The organism is Tetragenococcus koreensis (genome assembly GCF_003795145.1).
GTDB lineage: Bacteria > Bacillota > Bacilli > Lactobacillales > Enterococcaceae > Tetragenococcus > Tetragenococcus koreensis.
This window is the reverse complement of sequence record NZ_CP027786.1, coordinates 2,305,217-2,329,972: the sequence shown is the minus strand read 5'-3', so window position 1 is coordinate 2,329,972 and position 24,756 is coordinate 2,305,217. Positions and strand designations below refer to the sequence as shown.

Genomic DNA, 24,756 nt, shown 5'->3' with positions numbered 1-24,756 from the left:
AAACATCCCGGTAACATGCAAATTCAGCCCTGAGATGCAGTGATTTTTTCATAGCTTCAAGTGGTGTCATTAAAAGCCTCACAGTGATTTTAGATAAATATAAATTTGTATCATTTTTAACGGAATTGATAGTTAAACGACACTAAGCACAGTAAAATGACAAAACAATGTGGTTAATTCTAATTAAGCACGCTAGTTCATCAATCTAGTGGGGTTGTTCGCAAATAAGCCCGGTAAAATACTAATGCTCTGTGCTTAATTTAAGGGAAAAGAAGAAAAAAGGAACTATTAGCCACTTTAAGCACAGTAAAACTGCAAAACAGTGAGGTTAATTCTAATTAAGCACGCTAGTTTATTAATCTGGTGTGGTTAATCACAAATAAGCTCATTAGAATCTAAAAGCTGTGGGGTTAAACACGCATAATAAGTATTCGCTGGCCAAATAAAAACACCTGCTCATCAACTAAGACAGGCAGGCGTTTGTGTTATTTTTTATTAAGTAAATTCTTCGTATTCGTTTGGATTTTGTCCTTCGATACGTCCTTGTTCGCCTCTGTCTAAGGCGTCGATTTTTTCCAAATCTTCTTGGGCTAGTTCAAAGTCTAAATAGTGGAAATTATCCGATTGATGTTTTTGATCTGCGGATCTCACTACAGGAAAGACGCGACTTTGGTTGTCCCAGTTAAGAATAATTTGCGCAGGGCTACGACCGTATTTTTCAGCAATTTCTTTAATCGTATTATTGGTTAACGTATCATTGATTTCACGACCAAAAGGACTCCAGGCTTCGGATAAAATCCCGCGTTTGTCATTTTCTTTGACTAATTCTTTGTTATTAAAGTAAGGGTGACGCTCAATTTGGTTGGTTGCTGGGGTTACGCCTGTTGCTTCAATAATGTTATCTAAATGTTCTGGTAAAAAGTTGGAAACACCGATTGTCTTAATGAGTCCATATTTTTGTGCGTCCACGAGGGCTTGCCAAGCTTCGACGTATAAACCTTCTTGAGGATTGGGCCAGTGGATAAGATATTTATCAAAATAATCTAACTTTGTTCGATAAAGGGTTTCTTGGATAAGGTCGATCGCTTTGTCATACCGATGCGCTAAACCAGGGAGCTTGTCGCTTACATAGAGTTGTTCTCTAGGAATAGAAGAACGTCGAACAGCTTCGCCTACCATACCTTCATTATTATAACCTGTTGCGGTATCAAGGACACGATACCCAACATCAAGCGCGGACAACACCTGATGAACCCCTTTACCTCCTTGGATATGGACTGTTCCAAATCCAACATGAGGTAAAGTTGTGCCATCGTTTAAATAAAATTGATCATACAATGTCATTAGACATCCTCCTCATAAATTCAATAGAAAAAGCATGCCTATTAAACAGACATGCTTTTTTTCCTTTATTAAACAAATTCTTCGTATTCGTTTGGGTTTTGGCCTTCGACACGGCCTTCTTCTCCCTTATCTAAGGCATCGATTTTAACCAAATCTTCTTGAGCTAATTCAAAATCTGTATAATGGAAGTTTTCATATTGATGTTTAGGATTAGCTGAGCGAACCACTGGAAATACATGGTTTTGATTATCCCAGTTAATAATCACTTGTGCAGGACTACGACCGTATTTTTTAGCAATTTCTTTGATAGTGTCATTAGTCAACACATCGTTGATTTCGCGACCAAATGGACTCCAAGCTTCAGAAACAATGCCACGTTTATCGTTTTCTGCAACTAAATCTTTGTTATTAAAGTAAGGATGACGTTCAATTTGGTTGGTTGCTGGCGTTACGCCCGTTGCTTCAATAATATTATCTAAATGTTCTGGTAAGAAATTGGAAACTCCGATTGTCTTGATCAACCCATATTTTTGCGCATCCACGAGGGCTTGCCAAGCTTCAACGTACAATCCTTCTTTAGGGTTGGGCCAGTGGATCAGGAATTTATCAAAATAATCTAAACCTGTGCGATATAGCGATTCTTGAATAAGCGCGATCGCTTTATCATATTTGTGTGCTAACCCAGGGAGTTTTGCACTCACATAGAGTTGCTCTCTAGGAATTGATGAACGACGAACAACTTCGCCTATCATGCCTTCGTTATTGTAATTGGTTGCTGTATCAAGAACACGGTAGCCAATATCAAGGGCAGCGAGGGCTTGATGGACACCTTTGCCACCTTGCAGGTCAATTGTTCCCAGCGCAATGTGTGGTAAACTCGTTCCATCATTCAAAAGAAACTTGTTATTCAATGTCATCATATATCCTTCCCTTCTTTGGTTCTACGTCCATTATAAAAGAGATTTACTTAATTTTCATGTAAAATGCCTAAATCCTCTTTCCAAGTCAATACACGTTGAACAGAGACGTCTAGTTCTTCTTCTGAAAAATCGCCGTCCTCAACAGCTTGAATGACATAAGGAATTTGGCTTTGATAGCTTGAAGACATCACTAAATCATTTCCTGCTTTTAATGCTGCTAAGCCCGCTTCTTCTTGGGAAATAAAGTCTGCTAATCCAGCCATATCCATATCGTCTGTCATCACTACCCCATCAAAATTTAACTCATCACGCAAAATTTCATGAACAGCAGGAGAAATGGAAGCAGGAGCATCAGGATCAATACTATTTACAATATTATGCGAAACCAATACGCTGTCTGCGCCCGCTTTAATGCCTGCTTCAAAAGGCAGAAAGTCATTTTGACGTAATTCTTCTAATGACCGGTCGTCAGTCACAATTTCAACATGTGAATCGCGATTGTTCCCATAACCTGGGAAATGTTTTAAAGTCGAACCACTTTGGGCTTCTTCCAATGCTTTGACAACATTTTCTACGTATTTGCTGGTTCCTTTGGCATCCATACCAATGGTACGATCATAAATAAACGACTCTTCGTCTGTTGATACATCTGCATCAGGAAACAGTCCGGTATTAATGCCCAATTCATCAAGAGTAGCCGCTTTTTGTTCAGTATCTTGAATAATCCCTTGCCAGCCATTTTCAGCATAAATTTCTTGCGGTGCTTTAAATGGTTGATCAACCAACTCCGAATTATTACTAATTCGCGTAACTGTTCCGCCTTCTTCATCAGAACCAATCAACAGTGGAATATCGCTAGCTTCTTGAAAAGACTGAATCTGTTCTTGTAAACTTTCTTTAGTGGCGTTTTCCGTATCATCACCAAATAAAACATACCCGCCTAAATGATAATTTTGGATATCAGAAATTTGGTTTTCCGGCGGTGTACGCACAAAAAACAACTGACCCACTTTTTCTTCCAGCGACATATTATCAATCATCGTATCGATACTATTTTCTGCTGGCTCTGAGCTACTACTTTCCATCGTTTTTGCAGTAGAACTGGTTGAAGTGGCCGCTGTTGTTTGCTTTTCTTCATCCCGCGTCAATGCCCAAATACTACCTGCGCAAATTGCCACCAAAACAGCAGCTAAACTAATAATAATCCCTTTTTTCTTCATCTCTATACTCCTAAAAAATTTCGATTATTGTTTCACCTTGTGGCACTTGAAGTTATCCTTGTTTTCAAGATAAAACTTTTTTCTTTCCTCTATTTTAACGCATTTTCTAACAAGATTGAATATATTATTTTTCTACTACTTTAACCATTCTCTAAAAATTTTATTTTGGTGGCTACTTCGCTGATGTGCCTCCAATAGTTTTTCATTGTAATGTTTACCAGAAGAAGTTATTTTATCTAATAAATGAGCAATAAAAAAGCAGCTCCGTAAATTAACGCGGAGTTGCCCTTTTAAACTACACTCGTATAAATGCAGCTGTTTTTGGATGTTATTGTTCATTTAAATTAACGAATCGTAAGTAAATAGCTCTTCAATCGTTTCAGCGGTAAGGCACGGCCTACGATATAATTCAAAATCGATTGAACTGGGAACATGACTAAAGCTTTTACCAGTCGCGGCCCCCAAATAACCCAACTAGTTAGTGGTTGGTTATACATGATCGCTAACCATATTGGTGTTAAAATTAAGCTGACAATGATTGTAATTGACAAAGAGCAAAGAATCGCATTTTTCCAAGTCACTTCTTTTTGATAAAAGAAGTAGCCATAAAGTAACCCACTGATAAATGCATTCAGGGTAAATCCAGGAAAAAAAGGTGCTCTGGCAAATAGCATCATTCCGATCGTATCTGCGGCAACCGCCCCTACTCCGGTCCAAACCGGACCAAATAGCGCGCCCATGATAATTTTAGGGACAAAGTCAAAAGAAATTTTGATAAATTGCCACTCAAAACCTAAGACACGCGACAAAATAACGGTCAGTGCGATCAATAGCCCTAGCATGGTAATCATATGTGCATTGATCTTTTTTTTCATTACTAGCATCTCCTTTTTACGGCACGCAAACGTGTCGCTAGAGCTGCTACATTTAAAATGCAGCGAATGCGAAAACAAAACCGCGAACAAATCTGTCCTTCGTCCAGAAAGCAACATCCCATCCTTCCGGCACTTGACGCTCTGTTTTCTACTCTGATTTATTAATGGATCTTTTATCCACCACAAAGACTATAGCACAGGAGTCTAAGAACTACAATGGATTTGTTTTTTAAAGAAGCGTAACTTGCATTTTGTTCATTTAGATTTAAAAATAAAATTTGCAAACCTTCTTTTTTAAACTTAGCTTCGGAAAATGTGAAAGCTCAATGCATTTCACACTTCATTTTGTTCAAAGGTCCCCCATTTGACTGCTACGCCCTTTTCAACCATTGTTTCTCCTTTGGCGATTACTGTATCAATCGATAGAGTGGTCTCATCAAGTAAAACAAGATCGGCGTCAAATCCTGCTTTCAATTGCCCTTTATTCGTAAATTTCAACAATTTGGCCGGAGCACTTGTAATAGCGCGTAAAGCAATCTCTAGTGGAATATTTTCTCTTTGAACACTTTCTTTTACACCGACTAAAAGTGATTTCGAGCTACCTACGCCCATTTGCACAAAATGATTATTTTCATCAAAAATCGGTAAGCTGCCTTGGCCGTCAGAGGTCATCGTTATACAATCCGGGTCGAGCCCTTCATCAAGCACTCGTTTCAAACATTGACGAAACGGAATCGATCCATCTAATTCATAAGTTTGATCAGGATTTTCACTGCCAGTGATATCAAAAACGCCCCCTGCTTTAGCCAACGCAATAGCTTCGTCTAACAATTCTTCATTTCTTTCACAATGGGTGGGATAAAAATTAGTCACCGGAATATCGGTTTCTTCCAAAGCTTGCTTGATAAAAGCTAAACGACTTTTACCAGGGCCCACGTGAATATTAGTTACGCCTGCTTTTCCTGCTAATAAACCACCCACTCGGGCATCAGCTGCAGCATGCGCAAATTCCGCAAAGGTAGGAGCCCCATTTCTATGATCTGCAATCGCGATCTCGCCGATACCAATGACTTTATCAATGGCCATCAAATCTTTGATGACTGAATCGGTAATCGTTTCTACTGGCAAGCGATAATTGCCCACATACATATAGGTGGTCATTCCTTCTGTTTCTAATCCGCGTGCTTTACTCAACAACGCCATATCATCACGTCCAACGCCGTCAGTCCCCAGTACGCCGACCACAGTTGTCACACCAGCTGTCGTTAGCTGACTTAATTGTACTTCTGGCGTACGATTGTGAAACCCGTTTTCGCCGCCACCACCCAGTAAATGGAAATGGCTGTCAATAAAACCTGGGACCGCAACTTTACCACTGCCATCGATTTCTTCTACTTCAACACCAGTAATTGAGGTATCGATCTGGTCTGCAATAGCGATAATTTTATCGTTGGCAAGTAAGATATCTTTGATTCCTTGATATTCGGGAGCATAAGTTGCAATCTGTTTGAGTAACTTCATCTGTATCGCCTCCTTAGTGATAACCAATCAGTACTGCGCCGATAATAAAGGCACTTCCAATAACGAATAAAAAGCCTTGCATTTTGATTTGGAACTTCGCCCATTGGCTCCAATTCATGTGAGCAATTCCTAATACACCGATCAAGCTGGCAGAAACTGGCGTAAAGGCATCGACAAAACCAGCACCTAATTGGAAACAAAGTACAGCTACTTGTCTTGAAACGCCGGTTCTACGTCAAATGACGTTGGTGGAGAATAATAATCTTTTTTATTGAATTATTTTTAGATGGAATGGCAACAGTTTTTTTGACAAATTTTATAAGGTGCAGAACTTCTTTCCGTATGCTATTCCGATTGTCCTTGACAATGAGCCTCCTCGGATGTGACGATCTTCGGCAGGAGCTAACAGTTAAAGTTAGACTGCCTCGCTAGCGTTAGCACATCCGAGCTCATTATCAAGGATTCGCTGCGCCAATCTCTGGTTACGGTAACCAACCGGTGTCTCGTAGCCAAGTGTACCGTGCAACCGAAGGTGGTTCCACCAATTGACATAGTCAAATAACTCCAAATCCAATTGTTGTAAGGTTTCAAATGTGTATTGATAGACAAATTCTACTTTCAGCGACTTATAAGTTGATTCAGCTACGGCATTATCAAAAGGACAGCCTTTATGACTCAATGATCGATTGATGTCAAAAGTTGTTAATAATTCATCAATAGCTTGGTTATCAAACTCTTTTCCACGATCAGTATGAAAAATCTCAACCTCTGTCAGAGGTTGTTTGATACGGCTAAATGCTTTTTTTACTAGAACGGCATCTTTATGTTCTCCACAAGAATAGCCGAGAATTTCTCGATTGAACAGATCCAAAATGAAACAGACATAATTCCATTTTTTCTCGACTCGTACATAAGTCAAGTCTGTTACGATCGCTTCTAATGGGTTGTCTCTTAAGAATTTACGATTCAATACGTTTGTCGTTTTGGCTTCATTGCAAGTAGAATGATGTACTTTAAAATAAGCAACAGTATAGCTCGATTTTAATCCTCTATTTTTCATGATTCTACTAATTTTTCGTCGGCTGATCTGAATGCCTCGTTTTGATAAGGCTTTTTTTATTTTTCTTGAGCCGTAGGCCTTTCGGCTGCGGATAAATTCTTCAGCGACTACTTCTTCAAGTTCTGATTCGTCTTTCTTTGGTTTTGATTGATAATAATAGGACTGACGTGATAGACCTAATATTCTGCACATCGCTGATATAGGGTAAAGATGCTTATTCGCATCGATTACTTGTCTCTTCGTCCGAATATCAGCGCTGCTTGCTTTAAAATATCATTTTCCATTTCTAATTGCTGGTTTCTTTTACGTAGTTCTAACAATTCTTTTTGTTCAGGCGTAAGATTATCTTTTTCTTTGAATGAACCACTCGTTTTAGATTGCTTTACCCATTTGTCAAATGCTGAAGCCGTTAGTTCATATTCTCGAATGATTTCTACACGTGGCTTTCCAGCTAAGTAAAGATTGACGATTTGTTGCTTGAATTCTTGTGAAAAAGTTCTTCGTGTTCTCTTAGACATAAAAATTCCTCCTGGTATATTTTCTTCTAGTCTACACACCTTAATTTTTCTGTCTAGTTAATTGTAGCCTATCCAGATTCATACCTACAAAATTATCCTATATGTAATTTTTTTAATGAATCTTTTATTAAATTTATATACTATCCGCAAGCACAACACTACTGGTATCGATAGCATATTTTAATCCGCGCATGAATTGATATTCATAATAGTGTTTGTTAATAACTATTAAGTCCTGGATGTAGGATAGAAGTTGAGACAGATTTTGAGAGAGGGTAAACTAATCTCAAAGGAAGGTGTCTCGTCATGCCAAAACGCTACACGAAAGAATTTAAGAAGCGATTTTAGAGTTGCACAAACAAGGAAAATAAGCACGACAATTATCCTTAGAATACGAAGTTGGATATTCTACTATACTAAAGTGGGTTCAAGTTACAACCAGAATAAGTCCGGGCGGACTTACTCCGGACGAAGCTAAAGCTTTAAAAAAGCAATTAAAAGAAAAAGACGAGGAACTCCTCATCTTAAAAAAATCACTCGGCCTGCTGGCAAAGAAATAGAAATCATTGAATTCATCCGTCAAGAAAGAGAAGCAGGCCATCACAGTGTGTCAAAAATGTGTCGTCTGCTTGGCATATCTAGAGCTGTGTACTATCGTAAAATTAATCCGACCCCATCCAAAAGAGCTAACGAACAAGTTTTGTTGGATCGTCGAGTCCTCCGTGTCTACCACGAAAGTGGTCGTGTCTACGGTGCTGGGAAAATTCATTATATACTCGCACAAAACTATTCAGACTATCGAAAAATCAGCATGAAATGTATTCAGAGATCAATGAGGCGTCAAAAGATCCGATCTATTGTCATTAAGAAATTCAAAGCAGGTAAGCCTGCCAAGAAACTCTTGAAAAACTATCAAAATTTATTGAAGCAAGATTTTTCTACTACTAGGTTGAATCAGAAATGGGTAGCTGATATCACATACATCCATACGTTAGACGATGGATGGTGCTATCTCTCAACCATCATGGACCTTCATTCAAGAAAAATTATCGGTTATCACTTTGATCGTAATATGACGACTGTTATTGTAGAAAAAGCCCTTGAGGACGCTGTTTCAAATAGAAATGTTGAAAATGGGCTGATTTTGCATACCGATTTAGGGTCGCAGTATACAAGTAATGAATACGAAGAACGGCTGAAAGAATTAACTATCACCATTCCTACAGCCGTAAAGGCTGTCCCTACGATAACGAAGGAATCGAATCATTCCATGCATTATTGAAGAAAGAACATGTGTCCCAACGACCAATATATCAAACTTTTGAAGAAGCAAGGCGACAAATTTTCAGTTACGTTCAAGGATTTTATAACAACCACAGAATTCACAGTGCTTTAGCATATCTGTCTCCGGTTGAATTTTAGAAAAAGATACTGGCTGCTTAACATAAAAAATCTCTCGTAAAAAGTGTCTCAGCTATTGACTCTAATCCAAAAAGCATTATCACATTCCAGGAGGAATGGTTCTACAAACGGATTTATGCAGCCAGTATACAATAATCGAATCTTCCTATGCATCATTGAAAAAAGAAGAGGTCTATACGACTACTTACTCAGATTTTGAAGAAGCCAAACGAGCGCTATTTAGCTACATTAGTTCGATTGGTTATCTAACTCCACAGGAGTTTGAAGACCTGTCAAGAGAGGAAATAGCATAACCATCTCTATTAAAATTTGTCCAAGATATTGACCCAAATACATATTATCTGCAATATTTACTTAATAACTGTAATTGAGATTGGAGAATTTTTAACCATATAAGTAGCATGCGAACCAAAATATCCTTTAATTCCATGCATTGATCGCGATCCAATGATTAAGATATCTGCAGATGTTGCTGGCAAAATCGTCTTAGTAATTTCCTCGGCCGGATCACCTTCTCCACTGTACAGCTGAATGTTTTTTACACCGCTATTTTCTGCATATTGTTTGTACTTTTCCAAATTAAGTAACAATTGACTTTGTTTCTGGCTCAAGTACTCAGGGTCTAACGCTTCATAAACATTCAACTCTTCAATTTCTAAAATTGAGGCAATCAGTAATGCGGCTCCAGTTTTACTCGCTTGCTTTACAGCATATTGAAAGGCTTTTTGAGCTCCTTCTGATTCATCTACCCCAACTAAAATATTTTTAAATTCATCAAATCCTTCCATAGTGCATCTTACCTTTCATTAATTAATTGATTATATTTTTTATTTCCTTTATACAGTTCAATAATTGTCCACGCTAACAGTAGTAATACTGCGACGATAATGACATAGGCAATAGAATCAGCTAGTACAAGTTGGCTTGATGTCACCTTTTCACCAAAAAAACCTTCAATTTGGCCGGGCAATCCAATCAAATTTAAATATGTCAATCCAATTACTGAACCCCATCCTAGTATCCGAATAACTATCGAATTTTTAAACCGGCTTCCCATTTCCACCTCACTATTGGTCATCATTAATAATGGTACCATCGAAAATGGTAACGCAAAAGCTAAGAAGACTTGTGAATTATTCATTAGTGTATTTAACGCTGTGTGCTCCCGAATCGTTCCTTGCCTGCTTGTAATAATTACACAGATTAACACTGGGATAACTGAAATCAAACGCGTAATTAAACGTCTTAGCCAAATTGGCATTCTCATATGAATGAATCCCTCCATAATTACTTGTCCAGTTAAAGTTCCGGTAATCGTTGAATTTTGTCCAGAAGCTAGTAACGCGACTGCGAATAATGTAGAAAGAAGACCTGATTTTGCAACGGTGATTAAAATTCCGTTACTCAATGTATCCGGATTTGATAAAGCCTCATACAACCCAAAGAATGATGGATCTTTCACTGCCCCTGTTTTAAAAACAGCAACTCCCATTATGAGCAATAAGGAGTTAACAAAAAAAGCGAGAGTCAATTGAATGTTAGAATCCCATGTTGAAAATCGTACAGCATTGGCGATTTCATCTTCATCCGTACGATTTATCTTTCGAGTCTGAGACACAGCCGAATGTAGATATAAATTATGAGGCATAACTGTTGCACCAATAATTCCTAATGCACCAGTTAAAGGCGTTTGACCACCAATTGAATGTGTAGAGGAGAACGTTTCACCAGTCGGAACCAATCCTTTAAGTACATCCCCCCAATTAGGATCAGACAACGCTACTTGATAAACAAACACAAAAAGAATTACAAAAATCAAACAGACAACTATTGCTTCAATTTTTCTAAAACCAACTTTCGTTAACAACAATAATAATAAAACATCAAATACCGTAATAAAGACTGCGACGACAAGCGGAATATTAAAAAGTAAATAAAGAGCAATTGATGCGCCAATTACTTCCGCAATATCTGTTGCCATAATCGCTAATTCCGTTAAAATCCATAAAATGATTCCTAGTTTTTTACTCGTTCTCGCTCGAATTGCTTGAGCTAAATCCATTTGACTAACAATTCCCAATTTAGCAGCCATATATTGTAATAGCATTGCAATTAAACTAGACATTAAAATGACCGACATTAATAAATACTGGAAGTTTTGCCCACCCGTAATCGAAGTAGACCAGTTGCCTGGATCCATATATCCCACAGCAACTAATGCTCCCGGTCCAGAATAGGCGAACAGGATTTTCCAAAAGCCTTTGCCTTTGGGTACCTCGACAGTTCCGTTAATTTCCTCTAAAGAGGGACCATTCGCATGCTGAATTAATCGAGGTTTGTGCTCTTTACCGGACTGACTTGTTGTATCTTTCAAAATATTTCCACCTTCCTTTAAAAACATCATAAGCATACACCTCTTTTTTATTAAATTAAAGCAAAATATTAGACAAACCTAAAAAAAATAAGGTTGACCAAAATATTTTTAGAGGTTATACTAAAATTAGAAAAATTTAGTTTTTAAAGGAGGTTTTTATTTGTTAACTGTAAAAAAATTATCTGTTGCGTACTGCGATACACCGGTATTCAATAATTTATCCGTCCATTTTAATGCAGGGAAGATTACTGGCATTATCGGACCTAATGGAGCTGGTAAATCTACTTTAATCAAGGCAATATTGGGTCTTATTCATCCAAAATCAGGTAGTAGCGCGCTTGATGGTCATTCAATGGCAACAGTAAAAAAGAAGGTTGCCTATGTAGAGCAACGAAAGGATTTAGATCTCAGTTTTCCAATCAATGTCTATGATTTGGTTTTAACTGGTAGTTATGGAAAACTGGGATTGTTTAAGACTCCAGGAAAAAGCGAACGTGTTGCTTGTGATGCAGCTCTTGAGCAAGTTAAAATGACTGACTTTGCTAATCGGCAAATAGGTAATTTGTCAGGCGGACAATTACAGCGGGTATTCGTAGCTCGAGCAATTTTACAACAGGCAGAAATTGTTGTCTTAGATGAACCTTTTGTTGGAATTGATGTGGAAAGTGAGCGTGCCATCATGGCTATTTTAAAACAATGGCGAGACGAACAAAAAACCATTATCGTTATCCATCACGATTTAAATAAAGTTTATGATTACTTTGATGAATTAGTCATTATGAATCACGGAATCATTGACTTTGGGCCAACTCAAGAAGTCTACAATTCGAAGAATATCAGTAAAGCATTCAGTGATGACTTATCTTCAGTTCTATTTCAGGAGGTAAATTGAATGACTGCTCTCTCGGATTTTTTTCAAGCGTTAGGAAAATATGATTTCCTTCAAAGTGCATTAATCACTGCAATAATGGTGGGGATTATGTCTGGGATTATTGGGAGTTTCATCATTCTACGAGGAATGTCTTTGATGGGGGACGCTATTTCTCATTCAGTATTGCCAGGGGTTGCTGTTGCTTATATGTTAGGTATAAATATCTTGATTGGAGCATCTATTTTTGGTGTACTAGCTGCAATGTTAATCGGCTACGTGGCTTCTCATAGTAAAATCAAAGTAGATACTGCAATAGGGGTTGTCTTCAGCTTCTTTTATGCATTGGGATTCATTTTAATCTCTATGGCCGAAAGCTCAACCAATCTACACCATATTTTATTTGGAAACATTCTAGCTGTTAGTAATAGTGATATGATCACAACGGCAATTGTTTTAGGAATTGTGATTATTTTTGTACAAGTATTTTATAAAGAATTGTTAATCACTTCCTTTGATCAGACCTTCGCTAAAACATATGGATTAAATACCCAACTAATCCACTATAGCCTTATGCTCGTCTTAACGCTAGTAACCGTATCAGCATTACAAACTGTCGGAATCATCTTAGTAGTGGCCATGTTAATTACGCCAGCTGCAACAGCATACTTTTGGACCGACCGCTTGTCCGTGATGCTTGTTTTCTCCGCTATATTTGGTGTTGTCGCATCAATTTGTGGTTTGTACTTCAGCTACACATTCAACTGGGCTTCTGGTCCAGCGATTGTTATTGTCGCAGCAGGGTTATTCTTAATTTCCTTTATCTTCTCACCAAAACAAAACTTGTTACATATACACAAAAATAGAAAAGAGGCGTAAATATGAAAAGAATATTAGTAACCATCGTAGTAGTGATCGCAGCCGTCGCCGGAGTAATCTTTTTTGTCAACGGACGAAGTGGAGATTCCAAACAATCAACAGATTCCAAAAAAATCAGCGTAGTAACTACAAACTCGATTTTGGAAGACATGGTTAAAAATGTGGCTAAAGATCGCGTTGAACTATATAGTATTGTTCAACGCGGCGTGGATCCCCACGAGTATGAACCTAAACCGGAAGATATCTCAAAAGCAACAGATGCAACAGTTTTATTTCACAACGGACTGAATTTAGAAACTGGCGGTAGTGGTTGGTTCAAGAAGTTGGTAAGCACTGCTCATAAAGAATTCGATAAAGATGTTTTCGCCGCCAGTGAAGGTGTAACACCGGAGCACTTAACAACCAACGTCGAAGAAGAAGATCCTCATGCCTGGCTTGATTTAGCCAATGGTGTTCAATACGTCAAAACAATCACCAAAGTCTTAAAGGAAAAAGATTCAAAAAATGCAGATTATTACCAAACTAATTCTGATGCTTATATCAAAAAATTACAAAAGTTACATGAGGAAGCGCAATCAAAATTTCTCGATATTCCTGAATCACAGCGTTTATTGGTCACCTCAGAGGGTGCCTTCAAATACTTCTCAAAAGCCTATCATGTTGCGCCAGCTTACATTTGGGAAATCAATACCGAATCTCAAGGTACTCCCGAACAAATGAAAGCTGTGTTAGCTAAAATAGAAAACTCTGATGTCAAACATTTGTTCGTAGAAACCTCTGTTTCATCTAAGTCAATGAATAAAGTTGCCGATGAAACGGGATTAGAAATTTATTCCAAAATTTTTACTGATTCATTAGCAAAAGAAGGTTCCGAAGGCGATACCTACTATACAATGATGAAATGGAATCTAAACAAAATTCATGATGGTCTAGCTTAGCAATGTTAAAAACATATTGATATTTTAAAGTTTCCCTCTAAGTAATTATTCTTGTAGTTTATTTAGAGGGACGACTTTTGATGATTGAGCGGTCCTCAGATATCTCATTACGATAAGATATCATCAAAAGACAAATTATTACTTAGCTAATTTTTTTCTTAGGATTATTTTTAGATATGTTACATAAAGACACCCCAGTTTAATAACGTAGGATGCTACTGATTTTACTTGAAAGGAGAACTAACATTGACACCAACCCAAGAAAAGTATCTGCTAGTTATTGACAAACTTAGTAAAGATAAAAAGTTGGTAAGAAATAGACAGGTTGCTGATATCCTAGAGGTCAAGCCTTCTTCTGTTACAGAAATAATGGATAGACTGGTAAATCAAAATATGATTCAGCACATTTCTTATCAAGGTGTTTTTTTAACATCCTCGGGTGAGGAACAAGTAGCTTTACTTAAAGAAAGACGTCTCATACTCTCAACTTTCTTAACATCATATCTCGGCATTTCTAGAACTGAGGCACCAGAAATTATAAATGAACTCCTACAAATTCATAGCTCTCTATTTTTTGAAAGACTTAAATGTTATATAGAACAGGAGACTATTGAAAGTCGTATCCAATATGATAAATACTTTTCATAAAATAAGTTGGAATGGCAACAGTTTTTTTGACAAATTTTATAAGGTGCAGAACTTCTTTCCGTATGCTATTCCGATTGTCCTTGACAATGAGCCTCCTCGGATGTGACGATCTTCGGCAGGAGCTAACAGTTAAAGTTAGACTGCCTCGCTAGCGTTAGCACATCCGAGCTCATTATCAAGGATTCGCTGCGCCAATCTCTGGTTACGGTAACCAACCGGTGTCTCGTAGCCAAGTGTACCGTGCAACCGAAGGTGGTTCCACCAATTGACATAGTCAAATAACTCCAAATCCAATTGTTGTAAGGTTTCAAATGTGTATTGATAGACAAATTCTACTTTCAGCGACTTATAAGTTGATTCAGCTACGGCATTATCAAAAGGACAGCCTTTATGACTCAATGATCGATTGATGTCAAAAGTTGTTAATAATTCATCAATAGCTTGGTTATCAAACTCTTTTCCACGATCAGTATGAAAAATCTCAACCTCTGTCAGAGGTTGTTTGATACGGCTAAATGCTTTTTTTACTAGAACGGCATCTTTATGTTCTCCACAAGAATAGCCGAGAATTTCTCGATTGAACAGATCCAAAATGAAACAGACATAATTCCATTTTTTCTCGACTCGTACATAAGTCAAGTCTGTTACGATCGCTTCTAATGGGTTGTCTCTTAAGAATTTACGATTCAATACGTTTGTCGTTTTGGCTTCATTGCAAGTAGAATGATGTACTTTAAAATAAGCAACAGTATAGCTCGATTTTAATCCTCTATTTTTCATGATTCTACTAATTTTTCGTCGGCTGATCTGAATGCCTCGTTTTGATAAGGCTTTTTTTATTTTTCTTGAGCCGTAGGCCTTTCGGCTGCGGATAAATTCTTCAGCGACTACTTCTTCAAGTTCTGATTCGTCTTTCTTTGGTTTTGATTGATAATAAGGTTCTCTGTCAAACAACGTTGGTAAAGAATAAAGTCAAATAATAATAGATTTTGGAAGAGGATGTACAACGAGCTTACGCTGCTGTATGTTCTCTTTCTTTTTCTATCATTTTGATTTTATTTCTGATTGGTTTTAAATTGAAGTGCAGGATAATGCGATTTTTATAATGAATAAAGTTACCGTAACCATAGGCTACCCGGTTCAATACTTTGATCTTGTTATTGATTCCCTCTATCTTTCCATTGTTATAAGGATAATAGAAGGTGTTTTGGATATGAGGAAAATGAGCGCTCAACGTCTTTAAACTGGTTTTCATGTATCCAGATAGTTCAGGAGAAGCGGGTTGATCTAAAACAGTTCTTAACTGTTTTGAGTCATTGTGTTCGACGGCTTTAAGAATAGCTTGATACATTGTATAAGTTGCTTTTAGTTCTGGATCGTACGCCAACATCTCAGAAACGATTGCTGATTCCAGACGCTGTCCGAACATGGGAAAGTATTGATAGGTAGTATAAGACAACTCGGACTCTTTCTTCAGTAGTTTCTTCCAGAAGCGTTTGAGTCGTCTGTACTTCTTTTGGTCTTCTCCATTGGACGTTCGAAGTCGATTCATGACTTTTACGCGTGTTTTGTTCATCGCTCGGTTCACGAGCTGAACGATATGAAATCGATCAATAATGATATCAGCGTTTGGAAACAGTTCAGGGATGAAGCTGACGTAACTGGCATTCATGTCTGTCGTAATCGTTTTGACCTGATTTCTCTGGTTTTGGCTGTATCGAGAACAGAAGTGATCTTTGATTGTACGAGTATCTTTGCTTTCTAAAATATCTAGTATCGTTCCTGTTACGACATCAATATACTCAAAAGCCATTTGCCCATTACCATACTTAAACTCATCAAAAGACAAGTTCTCCGGCAATGAATGATAGTAAGGTCGATAATACTTCACCTGTTCATTGATGATTCTTTGAATCGTTGTGGAAGAGACATTCGTCTCTTCTGCCAAGCTCTTGATCGAACGAGCATCAGCTGACTTCGCCAGTATTTCTGCTTTGATAAAATTAGAGATAAAACACGCCTCTTTTACAATCGGTGTTTCCGCAGTAAATGTTGCTTCACAAGATGTACACTTGAACCGCTGCTTTTTCACTCTAAGATAGGTCGGGTAAATGCCAGATATTGGAAAAGTGATTCTAGAAGTCTGAGTCCCATTTTTATAGATAGAGAAGTCCTTGTTTGGTTCCTGACATTTCTTACATTCCGTAGGAATATAAGTCAATGTACAGTCTATAAATTTACATTTCTTTTGTTTGTGTATCCCATAAGACACGCAGTTATCTTCGAAAATCATGTTTTTGTCTTGAATATCTAGTACATTTTGCATATCATTTGATGTAGGCAAGTGAGTTCCTCCTATGGATATTTGGTTTTTGTCGACTATTATTCTACAGGAGAACTCACTTGTTTTCTATTTTCTGAGACAAAAAAAGACGCCAGTGATTTCTCACCAACGTCATATATTATAGAACCGAAACGCCCGCCAAGTCTGCTAAAGGTGCCATAATTGGCATAGTTAATGCAGCTTGTCCTGAATTAGATGTCACGACTAAGTTAAATAAACTTTGGAAAATATACATAAACCAAGCAGCGATCATTGAAGGCACGCCTGATAAGAGTTGACCGACACTGTGTAAAATTGTATTTAAAGCTGAATAACTACCTGCATCTGAACCGCCTAATACTAAAAGAATCCCTTGGGCCATGCCGACAACTGCAGCTGTTGGAGCAAGGTCTGCCACACCATCTTGAAAGGCTGATGCAACATCATTAATTCTCATATTATTCACACGTAAAACAATAGCGATCACGCCTGCACCTAGTCCGATTACAAAGAATTGAGAAGCCATTTCCGGGATCGTAAACCCTTGAGCCATCACACCATAAACAATCCAAATTAAACCTACTAATAATTCCAACAAAATTACTTTATGACCTAAGGTAAATGGATGGTCTACTTCCTTTTGTCCCTTTAAATTTTTGCGGAAGTAGCCATCTGACTTGTAGGTTACAGATTGGGTCGGATTAGCTTTGATTTTTCTGGCATAACGAACCGTATAACCACAAGCAAGGGTCGTGATAACGATCCACATGACAATCCGAAAGCCCGCTCCAGATAACGCTGGCAATCCGGCAATTCCTTGGGCAATCGCGATACTAAAAGGACTCATCCAGGAGGCCGCATTCCCGATTTCAGCCGCCGCAATTGTAATCGTCACCGCCGTAATCGAATCATAACCTAACGCAATCGTAAACGGCACAATAATAATCGCAAAAGCAATCACTTCTTCAGAAGCCCCAAAAGTTGCGCCCATAAAAGAAAAAGCGACAAAAATCAAAGGCACAGCTAAATCCTGCATGCCACGAGCGTTACGTAAAAAGGCATAGATCCCAGCATCGATCGCTCCAGTTTTCATGATAATTCCAAAGGCACCGCCGACTACCAAAAGCATCGCCACAATTCCGATCGCAGAACTAAACCGATCCCCGGTTACCAACCCTTCAAACAAGTAATTGAACACACCAAAACCATAATGATCTTCTGTTCCCCAGACATTAGCAGTTTTGTTCAAATTTTCAGACGTGTCATAAACACTATCTCCATAAAGATCATACAGCTCATCTTCAGACAGCCCAATTTCAGACAATTGGCTTAACGAAATCTCTTGGTTTTCATCTAAAACTTGCGTTAAGTCCTCTTCTTCCACTTGAAGATTAGCTAATGTCTCTGTATCTTGTGACAGCTCTTCTAACTCTGTACGCAAAGTATCTTGTTCAAGCGGATGCATATAACGGAATGAATCCTGCTGTAGCACTTCTTGTGTTTCAACTCCGCCATCACCAGTTTCGTATTCTACTTCTTCTGTGCTGAATTTACCGGCTGGGATAACTAAAGTCAAAAGCCACGCTACCACCACAATCCCAAAGATGATCACGTAGGTGTGCGGCATCTGGAATCCTGTTTTCTCTTCTTTTTCTAGCTCTTCTTGCATAATTATTTACTCCATTCTTTTTATCAGTTCTTTAACCAGTTCTATGATACGTTTGTTACTCCAGTTTTTCAATAAATTTTTTATTTTAATTAAATGAATTCGGTGAATGATCACGCATAGAACTGTATAAATATAACAGAGAAAAATTCCTCTAATCATCATAAAAACCTCCCAAACCTATTTGGAAGGTTTTAAGCGGACCTATGTTAAAGAAAAAAAGTAACGTGTCCAATACGCCGTCTTTTTATTTTTCTCCAATAAAGGAGTAACAAAATTTTCTTCGTTTACTGCATTAGGAAAATATTGCGTTTCCAAACAAACTCCTGCACGGGTTGGATAAACAGCCCCGTCTTTCCCTAAAACATGATCTAAAAAATTCCCTGTATATATTTGAACTCCGGGCATATTTGTTTCAGCTTGCATTGTAATGCCACTTTGGTTGCCAGTTAATTTAGCAAATTTTTCCGTTTCTTCTAAGACAAAATTATGATCATAGCCCTTAGCATAGATCAACTGATCATATTCTTCCTCGATATCGCTGCCAATGGTTTTCTCTTGCCTGAAATCCATTGGTGTATCTTCGACTGTCGATACCTCACCCGTTGGAATTGAATGGTTGTCTTTTACTGGGGTAAAAGCTTTTGCTTTTAATTGTAATTTATGTTCTGAAACATCGCCACTTGCATGACCATTTAGATTAAAATAACTATGATTCGTTGGATTAAAAATAGTATCTTCATTAGAAACTCCATGGTAGGTAATCTTTATTCCATTTTCTTGTAGCTGATAGGTCACGTCTAAATGTAATTCTCCTGGATAGCCTTGGTCTCCATCAGAGCTAACAAGTGAAAAAGTAATGGAATGATTTGTGTCATCTATTTTTTTCACCGTCCAAATTCTCAGCTGATAACCATTGGGACCACTGTGCAAATTATTCTTACCATCATTCTTTGCTAATTTGTACTTTTTATCCCGTAACTCAAATCTAGCATTTTCTGTACGATTTGCACTACGTCCTATTGTTGCGCCAAAATGAGTATCACTATTATTTTCATAGGCTGCGACAGTATCATAACCCAAAACAACATCTCTTAAGTTGCCCTCTTTATCTGGCACCCAAAGATTAGTTAAAACTGCCCCAATATTACTCACAGTCATTTTCATTTTGTTATCGTTTTCAAATGTGTACAAAAAAGCTTCTTGTCCGTCTTTAGTAACGCCAAATTTTTCTGTTTGCATCTATTTCTGTCCTGCCTATTAGATTTAGGATTTTAATCTTCCTATTTTTTGGAGAATCCTATAAACCATTCCTTAGCGACCTTTTGTTGTTGCTAAGTAGTCATTTCACCTTACACTGACTATTATGAGTTAAAGTCCCCGTTTTGACAACCTAGGAATACTTTCTGTTCGTGTAAAGACAGAGGGTGAAAGGCTAGTTGGCTGACTATGATAAGAAGGAATCGGAAAAAGTCTTCCTAGTTATTAAGGGGAAAAGGAAAAATATAAGAGAATCGGTTAAAGAAAGGCAAATATGGGGATTGAAAAACAATCCCTGTTAAGTCAAAGACAGGGGTTGTTTCTTTGATTCTCTCTTCATGTCTTTCTCCATTAAAATCGCCTTTATCATTAGGCTGTGACAGTCTCTAAAGATAAAGGCGATTTTTCCCTATTCAAATAAATTTTACACTCAGTGCTTTATATTTTCATTTTACTTCTTTTCCCTTTTTGTAAACCGTCTTTTCTTTTTGAATTGCTTTGATATCTGCTAGCGGATTGTCAGCTAAAACAATAAAATCAGCAAACTTATTGGGCTCAATCGTACCCGCCCGATCGGCCACTTGTAATAAATTAGCCGCGTTTATCGTTGCTGCTTGTAATACTTGTAAATTTGTAGCGCCCGCATTTACCATTAATTCCAATTCTAATGAAGAATTTTTGTCAAAATTATTAAAAGCGGTGCCCGAGTCCGTTCCCATTGCTAATTTCACGCCTGCTTGAGCGGCTTTACCAATACTTTTGATGTGCGCTTTTTCAAGGCCTAAAGATTTTTCGACCATAAAATCAGGCAGCTGTTCAGTATTTTGGTTAATGGCCCAAGGTGCAGCTAATGTGGGAACAATATACGTGCCCTTTTGTAAAAACATATCAATCGTTTCATCATCTAAATAAACAGCATGTTCAACTGAGTCCACTCCTGCACGAAGCGCGTTTTGTATACCTACTGTTCCCTGGGCGTGCGCATTAGCAGTCCGGCCTTTATGATGTGCTTCTTCGACTGCAGCTTTTAATTCTGGTTCAGTCAGCTGTATATCGTGGGGTGTCTCCCCGTTAAAGGATACACCCCCGGTAGCCATCAGTTTAATATTGTCAACGCCTTTTTTCAGTAAAACACGTGCATATTTTCTGACTTCATCGACCCCATCAACTTCATAAGCTGCTTCGCTGAAGTGACCCCCTGTCATCGTCAATGGCGAGCCTGAAGCAATAATTCCTGGTGCAAATAAATCTCCTTGTCTTTCAAGAGCAGCCAGTTCTAGATCTACATCAGCAACGGAACCAACGTCGCGAATATAAGTGACGCCATCGGCCAACAATTTTTGTAAATTGCTTAAAGCTAAGAAAGTAGCCGTTGGAGCCGTCGCGTCTGGTGATCCTAATTGCGCTATTTTGGCATAAGGATCAGCAACGATATGAGTATGTGCGTTAATCATTCCTGGCATAACATATTGACCAGCAAGATCAACTGTTTGATCAACTTGTTCATCTTGAGTAAAAGTGCCAGTCTCATCATCAACTACAAAATTGAAACCTGCTGTAAATTCTTCATTTTTCCCGGTAAATACCTGTGCGTTTTTATATAGTGTTTTGGTCATAAATCAGTCTTCTTTCTATTTGCATTAAAAAAATGGTAAACCTGTTTTAATCAATTGTAAAGTTTAATTGAGAATTTTCTTAAAATTAAAACGATTCGATTTCTATGGATAAAGTAAAGCCCATCTTTTTAATTTAAACGCAAAATAGCGATAAATCTCAACTAGTTGAAATTCATCGCTCTTAATGGATGATTTGCATTCACTCATTATTCTTCGGAAAATAGTAATTCTTTAATATAATCTACGGGCATATCTTCTCCGGTAAACAGTTGAAAAGCTGCAGCGCCTTGATGGATCATCATGCCAATGCCATTGATCGCTTTTTTTGCGCCGTGTTTTCTAGCAAAGCTCAATAATTTCGTTTCTCTTGGTGCGTAACAAATATCAAGCACCACTAAGTCTGGACGGATCACTGCTGGCTCATCAATTAAGCTTTGATCTTCTAATGGCTTCATGCCAACACTTGTGGCATCAATGTAAATTGAACTTTCAGCAATGGATTGTTTAAACGCATCTTGATCAGCCAAATCAGTCAAGGTCGCTTGACAATTCGTATTTTCGTTAATTTTATCTACAGTCGCTTTGGCATTGTCATAATGTTCATCTTTAATATTAAAAATACGCAATTCTTTTATTCCATCGAAAGCTCCTTGAATGGCAATTGCTGTGCCGGCGCCTCCTGCTCCACTCAGCGTAACAATTTGATCTTTCACCATGACTGCTTCATCAACTAAAGCTTGCATCGCACCTGTCCCATCTGTACAATAGCCCACTAAATGGCCCTTGCCATCTTTATTGGTTACTGTATTTACCGCGCCGATTAATTCAGCCTCAGGAGCAATTTCATCTAAATAAGGGATAATTTTTTGTTTATTCGGCATGGAAACATTGGAACCTCTAATGCCCAAAGCACGAATCCCATCCACCGCTTCTTTTAATGTTTCATTTCCCACTTCAAATGCCAAATAAGCATAGTCTAAACCTAATTTGGCAAATGCTTCATTATGCATGGTAGGAGACATACTGTGTCGTATGGGCGTTGCGATCAAGCTAATTAACAACGAATGGCCAGTTAATCTTTCTGTCATGTTTATAATCTCCTTCATTTTTTTATTTACGTTGAAGGTACACTGTTCGTACTCCCAGCGCTATTTCAAATTGTTTATAATAAGATTATTTGCGCAATTGTTCACAAACGACCTTATCAATCATACAATCTCTACAAACCTATTATAAGTAACGTGATCTATAACGTCTAATGCTTGTTTTTTAAATAATCAATAAATTCTATTTATAGAATGACAGTCTCTTCTGTTTTTTTGAACAATTTATTGTACCGCATAGTGATCATAAGCGCGGCACACAAGCCGATCAAAACTAACAGAAAATTGAACCAAAAAATAGCATTTATTCCCAAAAGATCATTTAAATTTCCTGTGATGTAAGGAATCACCATGATCCCAATGGCGGTTGCTAGCGAATAATAACTAGTACACTTTCCCTTATAGACGGGAAACATTTCTAGCATCAACATCAATCCTAATTGCCAAATGCCCCCTGCGGCAAATAGGCCAATAAGAATCGAAGCGATGAATACGGAAATAAAAACTGGATATACTAGCATCATAAATAGCGCGCTGGCCGAAACGATCAAGCAAAATAAAATGAATTTAGGGATATGAACGCCATTTTTTACAATGGCAGAAGTTAAAAACACCGAAATAAACGAGCCCGCGCTGTAAATGCTGACAAACATCAAACTGTTTTCATGAGTGGTAATTCCAGCTTCCTCGACAAATTGCGGAATCCATAAAATAAATATATTAAAGATCGAAACAGAGACGAAAGAAAAAACCAATAGAGCAGTGCCATCTAAACGAAATATTCCATGATTCGTTGGTTTATAAAATGTCCTTTCATCATTATTAGTAGGTACTTCTCTTGTACTTAATGGCGGAAAACTCAAAGAAATCAAAAGAATCATATTTGCTAAAAGACAGATGGCACATAAAATAAACGTCCAGCCGAAAAATAGCCCTCTTTGGATAAGAAAACGGGTCAGAAACGGTAAAATAAACTGTCCTGTTGAGATAAATGCTTTGTTCAAAACGCTTAATGAACTATTCACTCTTTGGTTAGGATAAGCTTCCATTAACGTCGGATATGTACTCGTATCTAAAAAGGCGTTGCTGACGCCACCAAAAAGGGCAAAAAAAGCTGCCCCAAGGTAATTACGACTCAGTAATAAGCCCAAAAAGAAAATAGCATAGGATACAATAGCAATAATGACGGTTTTCTTGCGCCCAAAGTGATCTGAAAAATAGCCAGAAAAGTACAAGACTAATACTCTACCTAAACCAATCGCGCTCATCACCAAAGTAACCTGGCTGGTGGTGGCTTGCCAAAAGACCTTTAGTTCATTCATATTTTGTGAAAGAATGATCGCAGCCATCCCTTGAAAGATATAATTAAAATAAAGACTAGCAACTAATAAATGATAGCTTTTTTTCTGCATATGAAACCTCTTTTTATTTTGTGATGTTTTTCACTATAATAATAAGCGATTTCTCCGTAGAATACAAATAATTTTTTTAATGAAGATTGATAAATTATACTTATCAAAAAAAGCAGAACTGTCATATAGAAAATAACAGAACTGCAATATCCTTTTTGCTTTTCGAATATGGTTTTTTAACCTTCTTTTGCCTTCTTAAATACAGGCACAGCATAGGCTTTACTGAGCGTTTTAACAACAAAAAAGGCGATATTATAATCGATCAAACTATGGATAACACCGCCCACTCCTATAAAACCAAATAATAACGTAAACATCGAATGATCATAGCTTACTTGCGGACTGCCGCCTAAAAGGAAAAAGCCGGCAACGACTAACACTTCAACTGCCGCATGAATAATCGCAATGACGAGATTATACAATTGAAATTTTTTGGGCTGATTCACAATTTGTGGTCGTTTTTGTAAATAATAAGCTCCTAAAACAGCAAAAACTAGATGGGAAAGTGCTCGTAATGCAATAATGAAAGGTGCAGTTAGTAAAAAGCCAAATGCCGTTCCTAAAGCAACGGTGATTGCCATACGAGGTGAAAAAAACATGGCCACAAATAACGGTACATGACTCGCTAACGTAAATGATGCCGGACCAATAACAATGCGCGGCATAACAAGCGGAATTAGTACACCTAATGCAATTAATAAAGCTGAAAGCGTTAGTTGGTGGATAGAATTCTTTTTCATTTTCGGTCTCCTCACAGGGTGTCTTGACACCTTAGATTGAGCTTAAGTT

The 24,756-nt window shown here is 37.7% G+C and carries 21 protein-coding genes, 3 pseudogenes and 1 riboswitch; of the genes and pseudogenes, 7 read left to right on the top strand and 17 right to left on the bottom strand.

All coding sequences use genetic code 11. The features are described 5' to 3' along the window. Window positions 1-495: 495 nt before the first annotated feature. The 7 genes and pseudogenes from C7K43_RS11160 to C7K43_RS11130 all read right to left on the bottom strand — a co-directional run bounded on the left by C7K43_RS11160 (window position 496) and on the right by C7K43_RS11130 (window position 7,458). Window positions 496-1,344, bottom strand: coding sequence for an aldo/keto reductase (locus C7K43_RS11160; protein WP_124006905.1), 849 nt, complete (start codon window positions 1,342-1,344; stop codon window positions 496-498). 68 nt (window positions 1,345-1,412) lie between these two features. After that, the gene (locus C7K43_RS11155) at window positions 1,413-2,261 is read right to left on the bottom strand and encodes an aldo/keto reductase (RefSeq protein ID WP_124007288.1); all 849 of its coding nucleotides are present in this window, start codon (window positions 2,259-2,261) and stop codon (window positions 1,413-1,415) included. Between the two features lie 50 nt (window positions 2,262-2,311). Continuing rightward, window positions 2,312-3,484 (bottom strand): glycoside hydrolase family 3 N-terminal domain-containing protein, encoded by a 1,173-nt coding sequence (locus tag C7K43_RS11150; protein WP_124006904.1) that lies wholly within the window; start codon window positions 3,482-3,484, stop codon window positions 2,312-2,314. Between the two features lie 344 nt (window positions 3,485-3,828). Further along, on the bottom strand, window positions 3,829-4,368 hold the full coding sequence (locus C7K43_RS11145) for a folate family ECF transporter S component (protein ID WP_186810714.1): 540 nt from the start codon (window positions 4,366-4,368) through the stop codon (window positions 3,829-3,831). Between the two features lie 49 nt (window positions 4,369-4,417). After that, window positions 4,418-4,517, bottom strand: a riboswitch (THF riboswitch). 175 nt (window positions 4,518-4,692) lie between these two features. Further along, window positions 4,693-5,880 carry a beta-aspartyl-peptidase gene (gene iadA / locus C7K43_RS11140; protein ID WP_124006902.1) on the bottom strand — a complete coding sequence of 396 codons (1,188 nt, stop codon included), beginning with the start codon at window positions 5,878-5,880 and terminating at the stop codon, window positions 4,693-4,695. Between the two features lie 13 nt (window positions 5,881-5,893). Continuing rightward, window positions 5,894-6,106, bottom strand: a pseudogene (locus C7K43_RS11135) (putative basic amino acid antiporter YfcC); the annotation flags it as partial. Window positions 6,107-6,295: 189 nt separating this feature from the next. Continuing rightward, window positions 6,296-7,458, bottom strand: a protein-coding gene (locus C7K43_RS11130) for an IS3 family transposase (protein WP_087060381.1) whose coding sequence is annotated in 2 segments (ribosomal slippage) — window positions 6,296-7,182 and window positions 7,182-7,458 — 1,164 coding nt in all. Because the reading frame shifts where the segments join, the coding sequence is not laid out codon by codon here. A 493-nt stretch (window positions 7,459-7,951) separates the two neighbouring features. Here C7K43_RS11130 and C7K43_RS11125 point away from each other — a divergent pair. The 3 genes from C7K43_RS11125 (at window position 7,952) to C7K43_RS11115 (ending at window position 9,173) form a co-directional block, all read left to right on the top strand. Then, complete coding sequence (locus tag C7K43_RS11125) at window positions 7,952-8,740, top strand: IS3 family transposase (RefSeq protein WP_143746385.1); 789 nt, start codon at window positions 7,952-7,954, stop codon at window positions 8,738-8,740. After that, window positions 8,641-8,880 carry an integrase core domain-containing protein gene (locus C7K43_RS13770; RefSeq protein ID WP_087060386.1) on the top strand — a complete coding sequence of 80 codons (240 nt, stop codon included), beginning with the start codon at window positions 8,641-8,643 and terminating at the stop codon, window positions 8,878-8,880. The genes C7K43_RS11125 and C7K43_RS13770 overlap by 100 nt, the downstream gene beginning before the upstream one ends. Before the next feature lie 95 nt (window positions 8,881-8,975). Further along, a complete protein-coding gene (locus C7K43_RS11115; protein WP_002297837.1) occupies window positions 8,976-9,173 on the top strand; it encodes an IS3 family transposase in 198 nt (65 codons plus the stop codon). 57 nt (window positions 9,174-9,230) lie between these two features. On the opposite strand, the gene C7K43_RS11110 is transcribed toward C7K43_RS11115, so the two are convergent. Beyond that, entirely contained in the window at window positions 9,231-9,668 is a 438-nt protein-coding gene (locus tag C7K43_RS11110; protein WP_005879133.1) for a universal stress protein, read from the bottom strand. An 8-nt stretch (window positions 9,669-9,676) separates the two neighbouring features. Next, a complete protein-coding gene (locus C7K43_RS11105) occupies window positions 9,677-11,284 on the bottom strand; it encodes an Nramp family divalent metal transporter (protein ID WP_040366370.1) in 1,608 nt (535 codons plus the stop codon). 130 nt (window positions 11,285-11,414) lie between these two features. On the opposite strand from C7K43_RS11105, the gene C7K43_RS11100 reads away from it, so the two are divergent. The 4 genes from C7K43_RS11100 (at window position 11,415) to C7K43_RS11085 (ending at window position 14,587) form a co-directional block, all read left to right on the top strand. Continuing rightward, window positions 11,415-12,146 (top strand): metal ABC transporter ATP-binding protein, encoded by a 732-nt coding sequence (locus C7K43_RS11100; protein ID WP_007207888.1) that lies wholly within the window; start codon window positions 11,415-11,417, stop codon window positions 12,144-12,146. Continuing rightward, window positions 12,147-13,001, top strand: a complete 855-nt coding sequence (locus C7K43_RS11095; RefSeq protein WP_005879136.1) for a metal ABC transporter permease — start codon at window positions 12,147-12,149, stop codon at window positions 12,999-13,001. Between the two features lie 2 nt (window positions 13,002-13,003). Next, window positions 13,004-13,939 carry a metal ABC transporter solute-binding protein, Zn/Mn family gene (locus C7K43_RS11090; protein ID WP_067626998.1) on the top strand — a complete coding sequence of 312 codons (936 nt, stop codon included), beginning with the start codon at window positions 13,004-13,006 and terminating at the stop codon, window positions 13,937-13,939. A gap of 246 nt (window positions 13,940-14,185) precedes the next feature. Then, window positions 14,186-14,587, top strand: a complete 402-nt coding sequence (locus tag C7K43_RS11085) for a metal-dependent transcriptional regulator (protein ID WP_071862912.1) — start codon at window positions 14,186-14,188, stop codon at window positions 14,585-14,587. Between the two features lie 135 nt (window positions 14,588-14,722). On the opposite strand, the pseudogene C7K43_RS11080 reads toward C7K43_RS11085, so the two are convergent. The 8 genes and pseudogenes from C7K43_RS11080 to C7K43_RS11045 form a co-directional block, all read right to left on the bottom strand. Beyond that, window positions 14,723-15,523: pseudogene (locus tag C7K43_RS11080) on the bottom strand (IS3-like element IS1485 family transposase); the annotation flags it as partial. A gap of 76 nt (window positions 15,524-15,599) precedes the next feature. Then, window positions 15,600-16,931: an ISL3 family transposase gene (locus C7K43_RS11075; RefSeq protein ID WP_124006901.1), complete on the bottom strand. Its 1,332-nt coding sequence runs from the start codon at window positions 16,929-16,931 to the stop codon at window positions 15,600-15,602. A 127-nt stretch (window positions 16,932-17,058) separates the two neighbouring features. Beyond that, window positions 17,059-18,579: pseudogene (locus tag C7K43_RS11070) on the bottom strand (transporter permease); the annotation flags it as partial. Window positions 18,580-18,780: 201 nt separating this feature from the next. Further along, complete coding sequence (locus tag C7K43_RS11065; protein ID WP_124006900.1) at window positions 18,781-19,818, bottom strand: aldose epimerase family protein; 1,038 nt, start codon at window positions 19,816-19,818, stop codon at window positions 18,781-18,783. 464 nt (window positions 19,819-20,282) lie between these two features. Further along, window positions 20,283-21,452, bottom strand: coding sequence for a metal-dependent hydrolase family protein (locus C7K43_RS11060; protein ID WP_124006899.1), 1,170 nt, complete (start codon window positions 21,450-21,452; stop codon window positions 20,283-20,285). 206 nt (window positions 21,453-21,658) lie between these two features. Further along, window positions 21,659-22,540 carry a shikimate dehydrogenase gene (locus C7K43_RS11055; RefSeq protein ID WP_124006898.1) on the bottom strand — a complete coding sequence of 294 codons (882 nt, stop codon included), beginning with the start codon at window positions 22,538-22,540 and terminating at the stop codon, window positions 21,659-21,661. A 203-nt stretch (window positions 22,541-22,743) separates the two neighbouring features. Beyond that, window positions 22,744-23,967: an MFS transporter gene (locus tag C7K43_RS11050; RefSeq protein ID WP_124006897.1), complete on the bottom strand. Its 1,224-nt coding sequence runs from the start codon at window positions 23,965-23,967 to the stop codon at window positions 22,744-22,746. A gap of 176 nt (window positions 23,968-24,143) precedes the next feature. After that, window positions 24,144-24,707, bottom strand: coding sequence for a hypothetical protein (locus tag C7K43_RS11045; protein WP_124006896.1), 564 nt, complete (start codon window positions 24,705-24,707; stop codon window positions 24,144-24,146). Window positions 24,708-24,756: the final 49 nt, after the last annotated feature.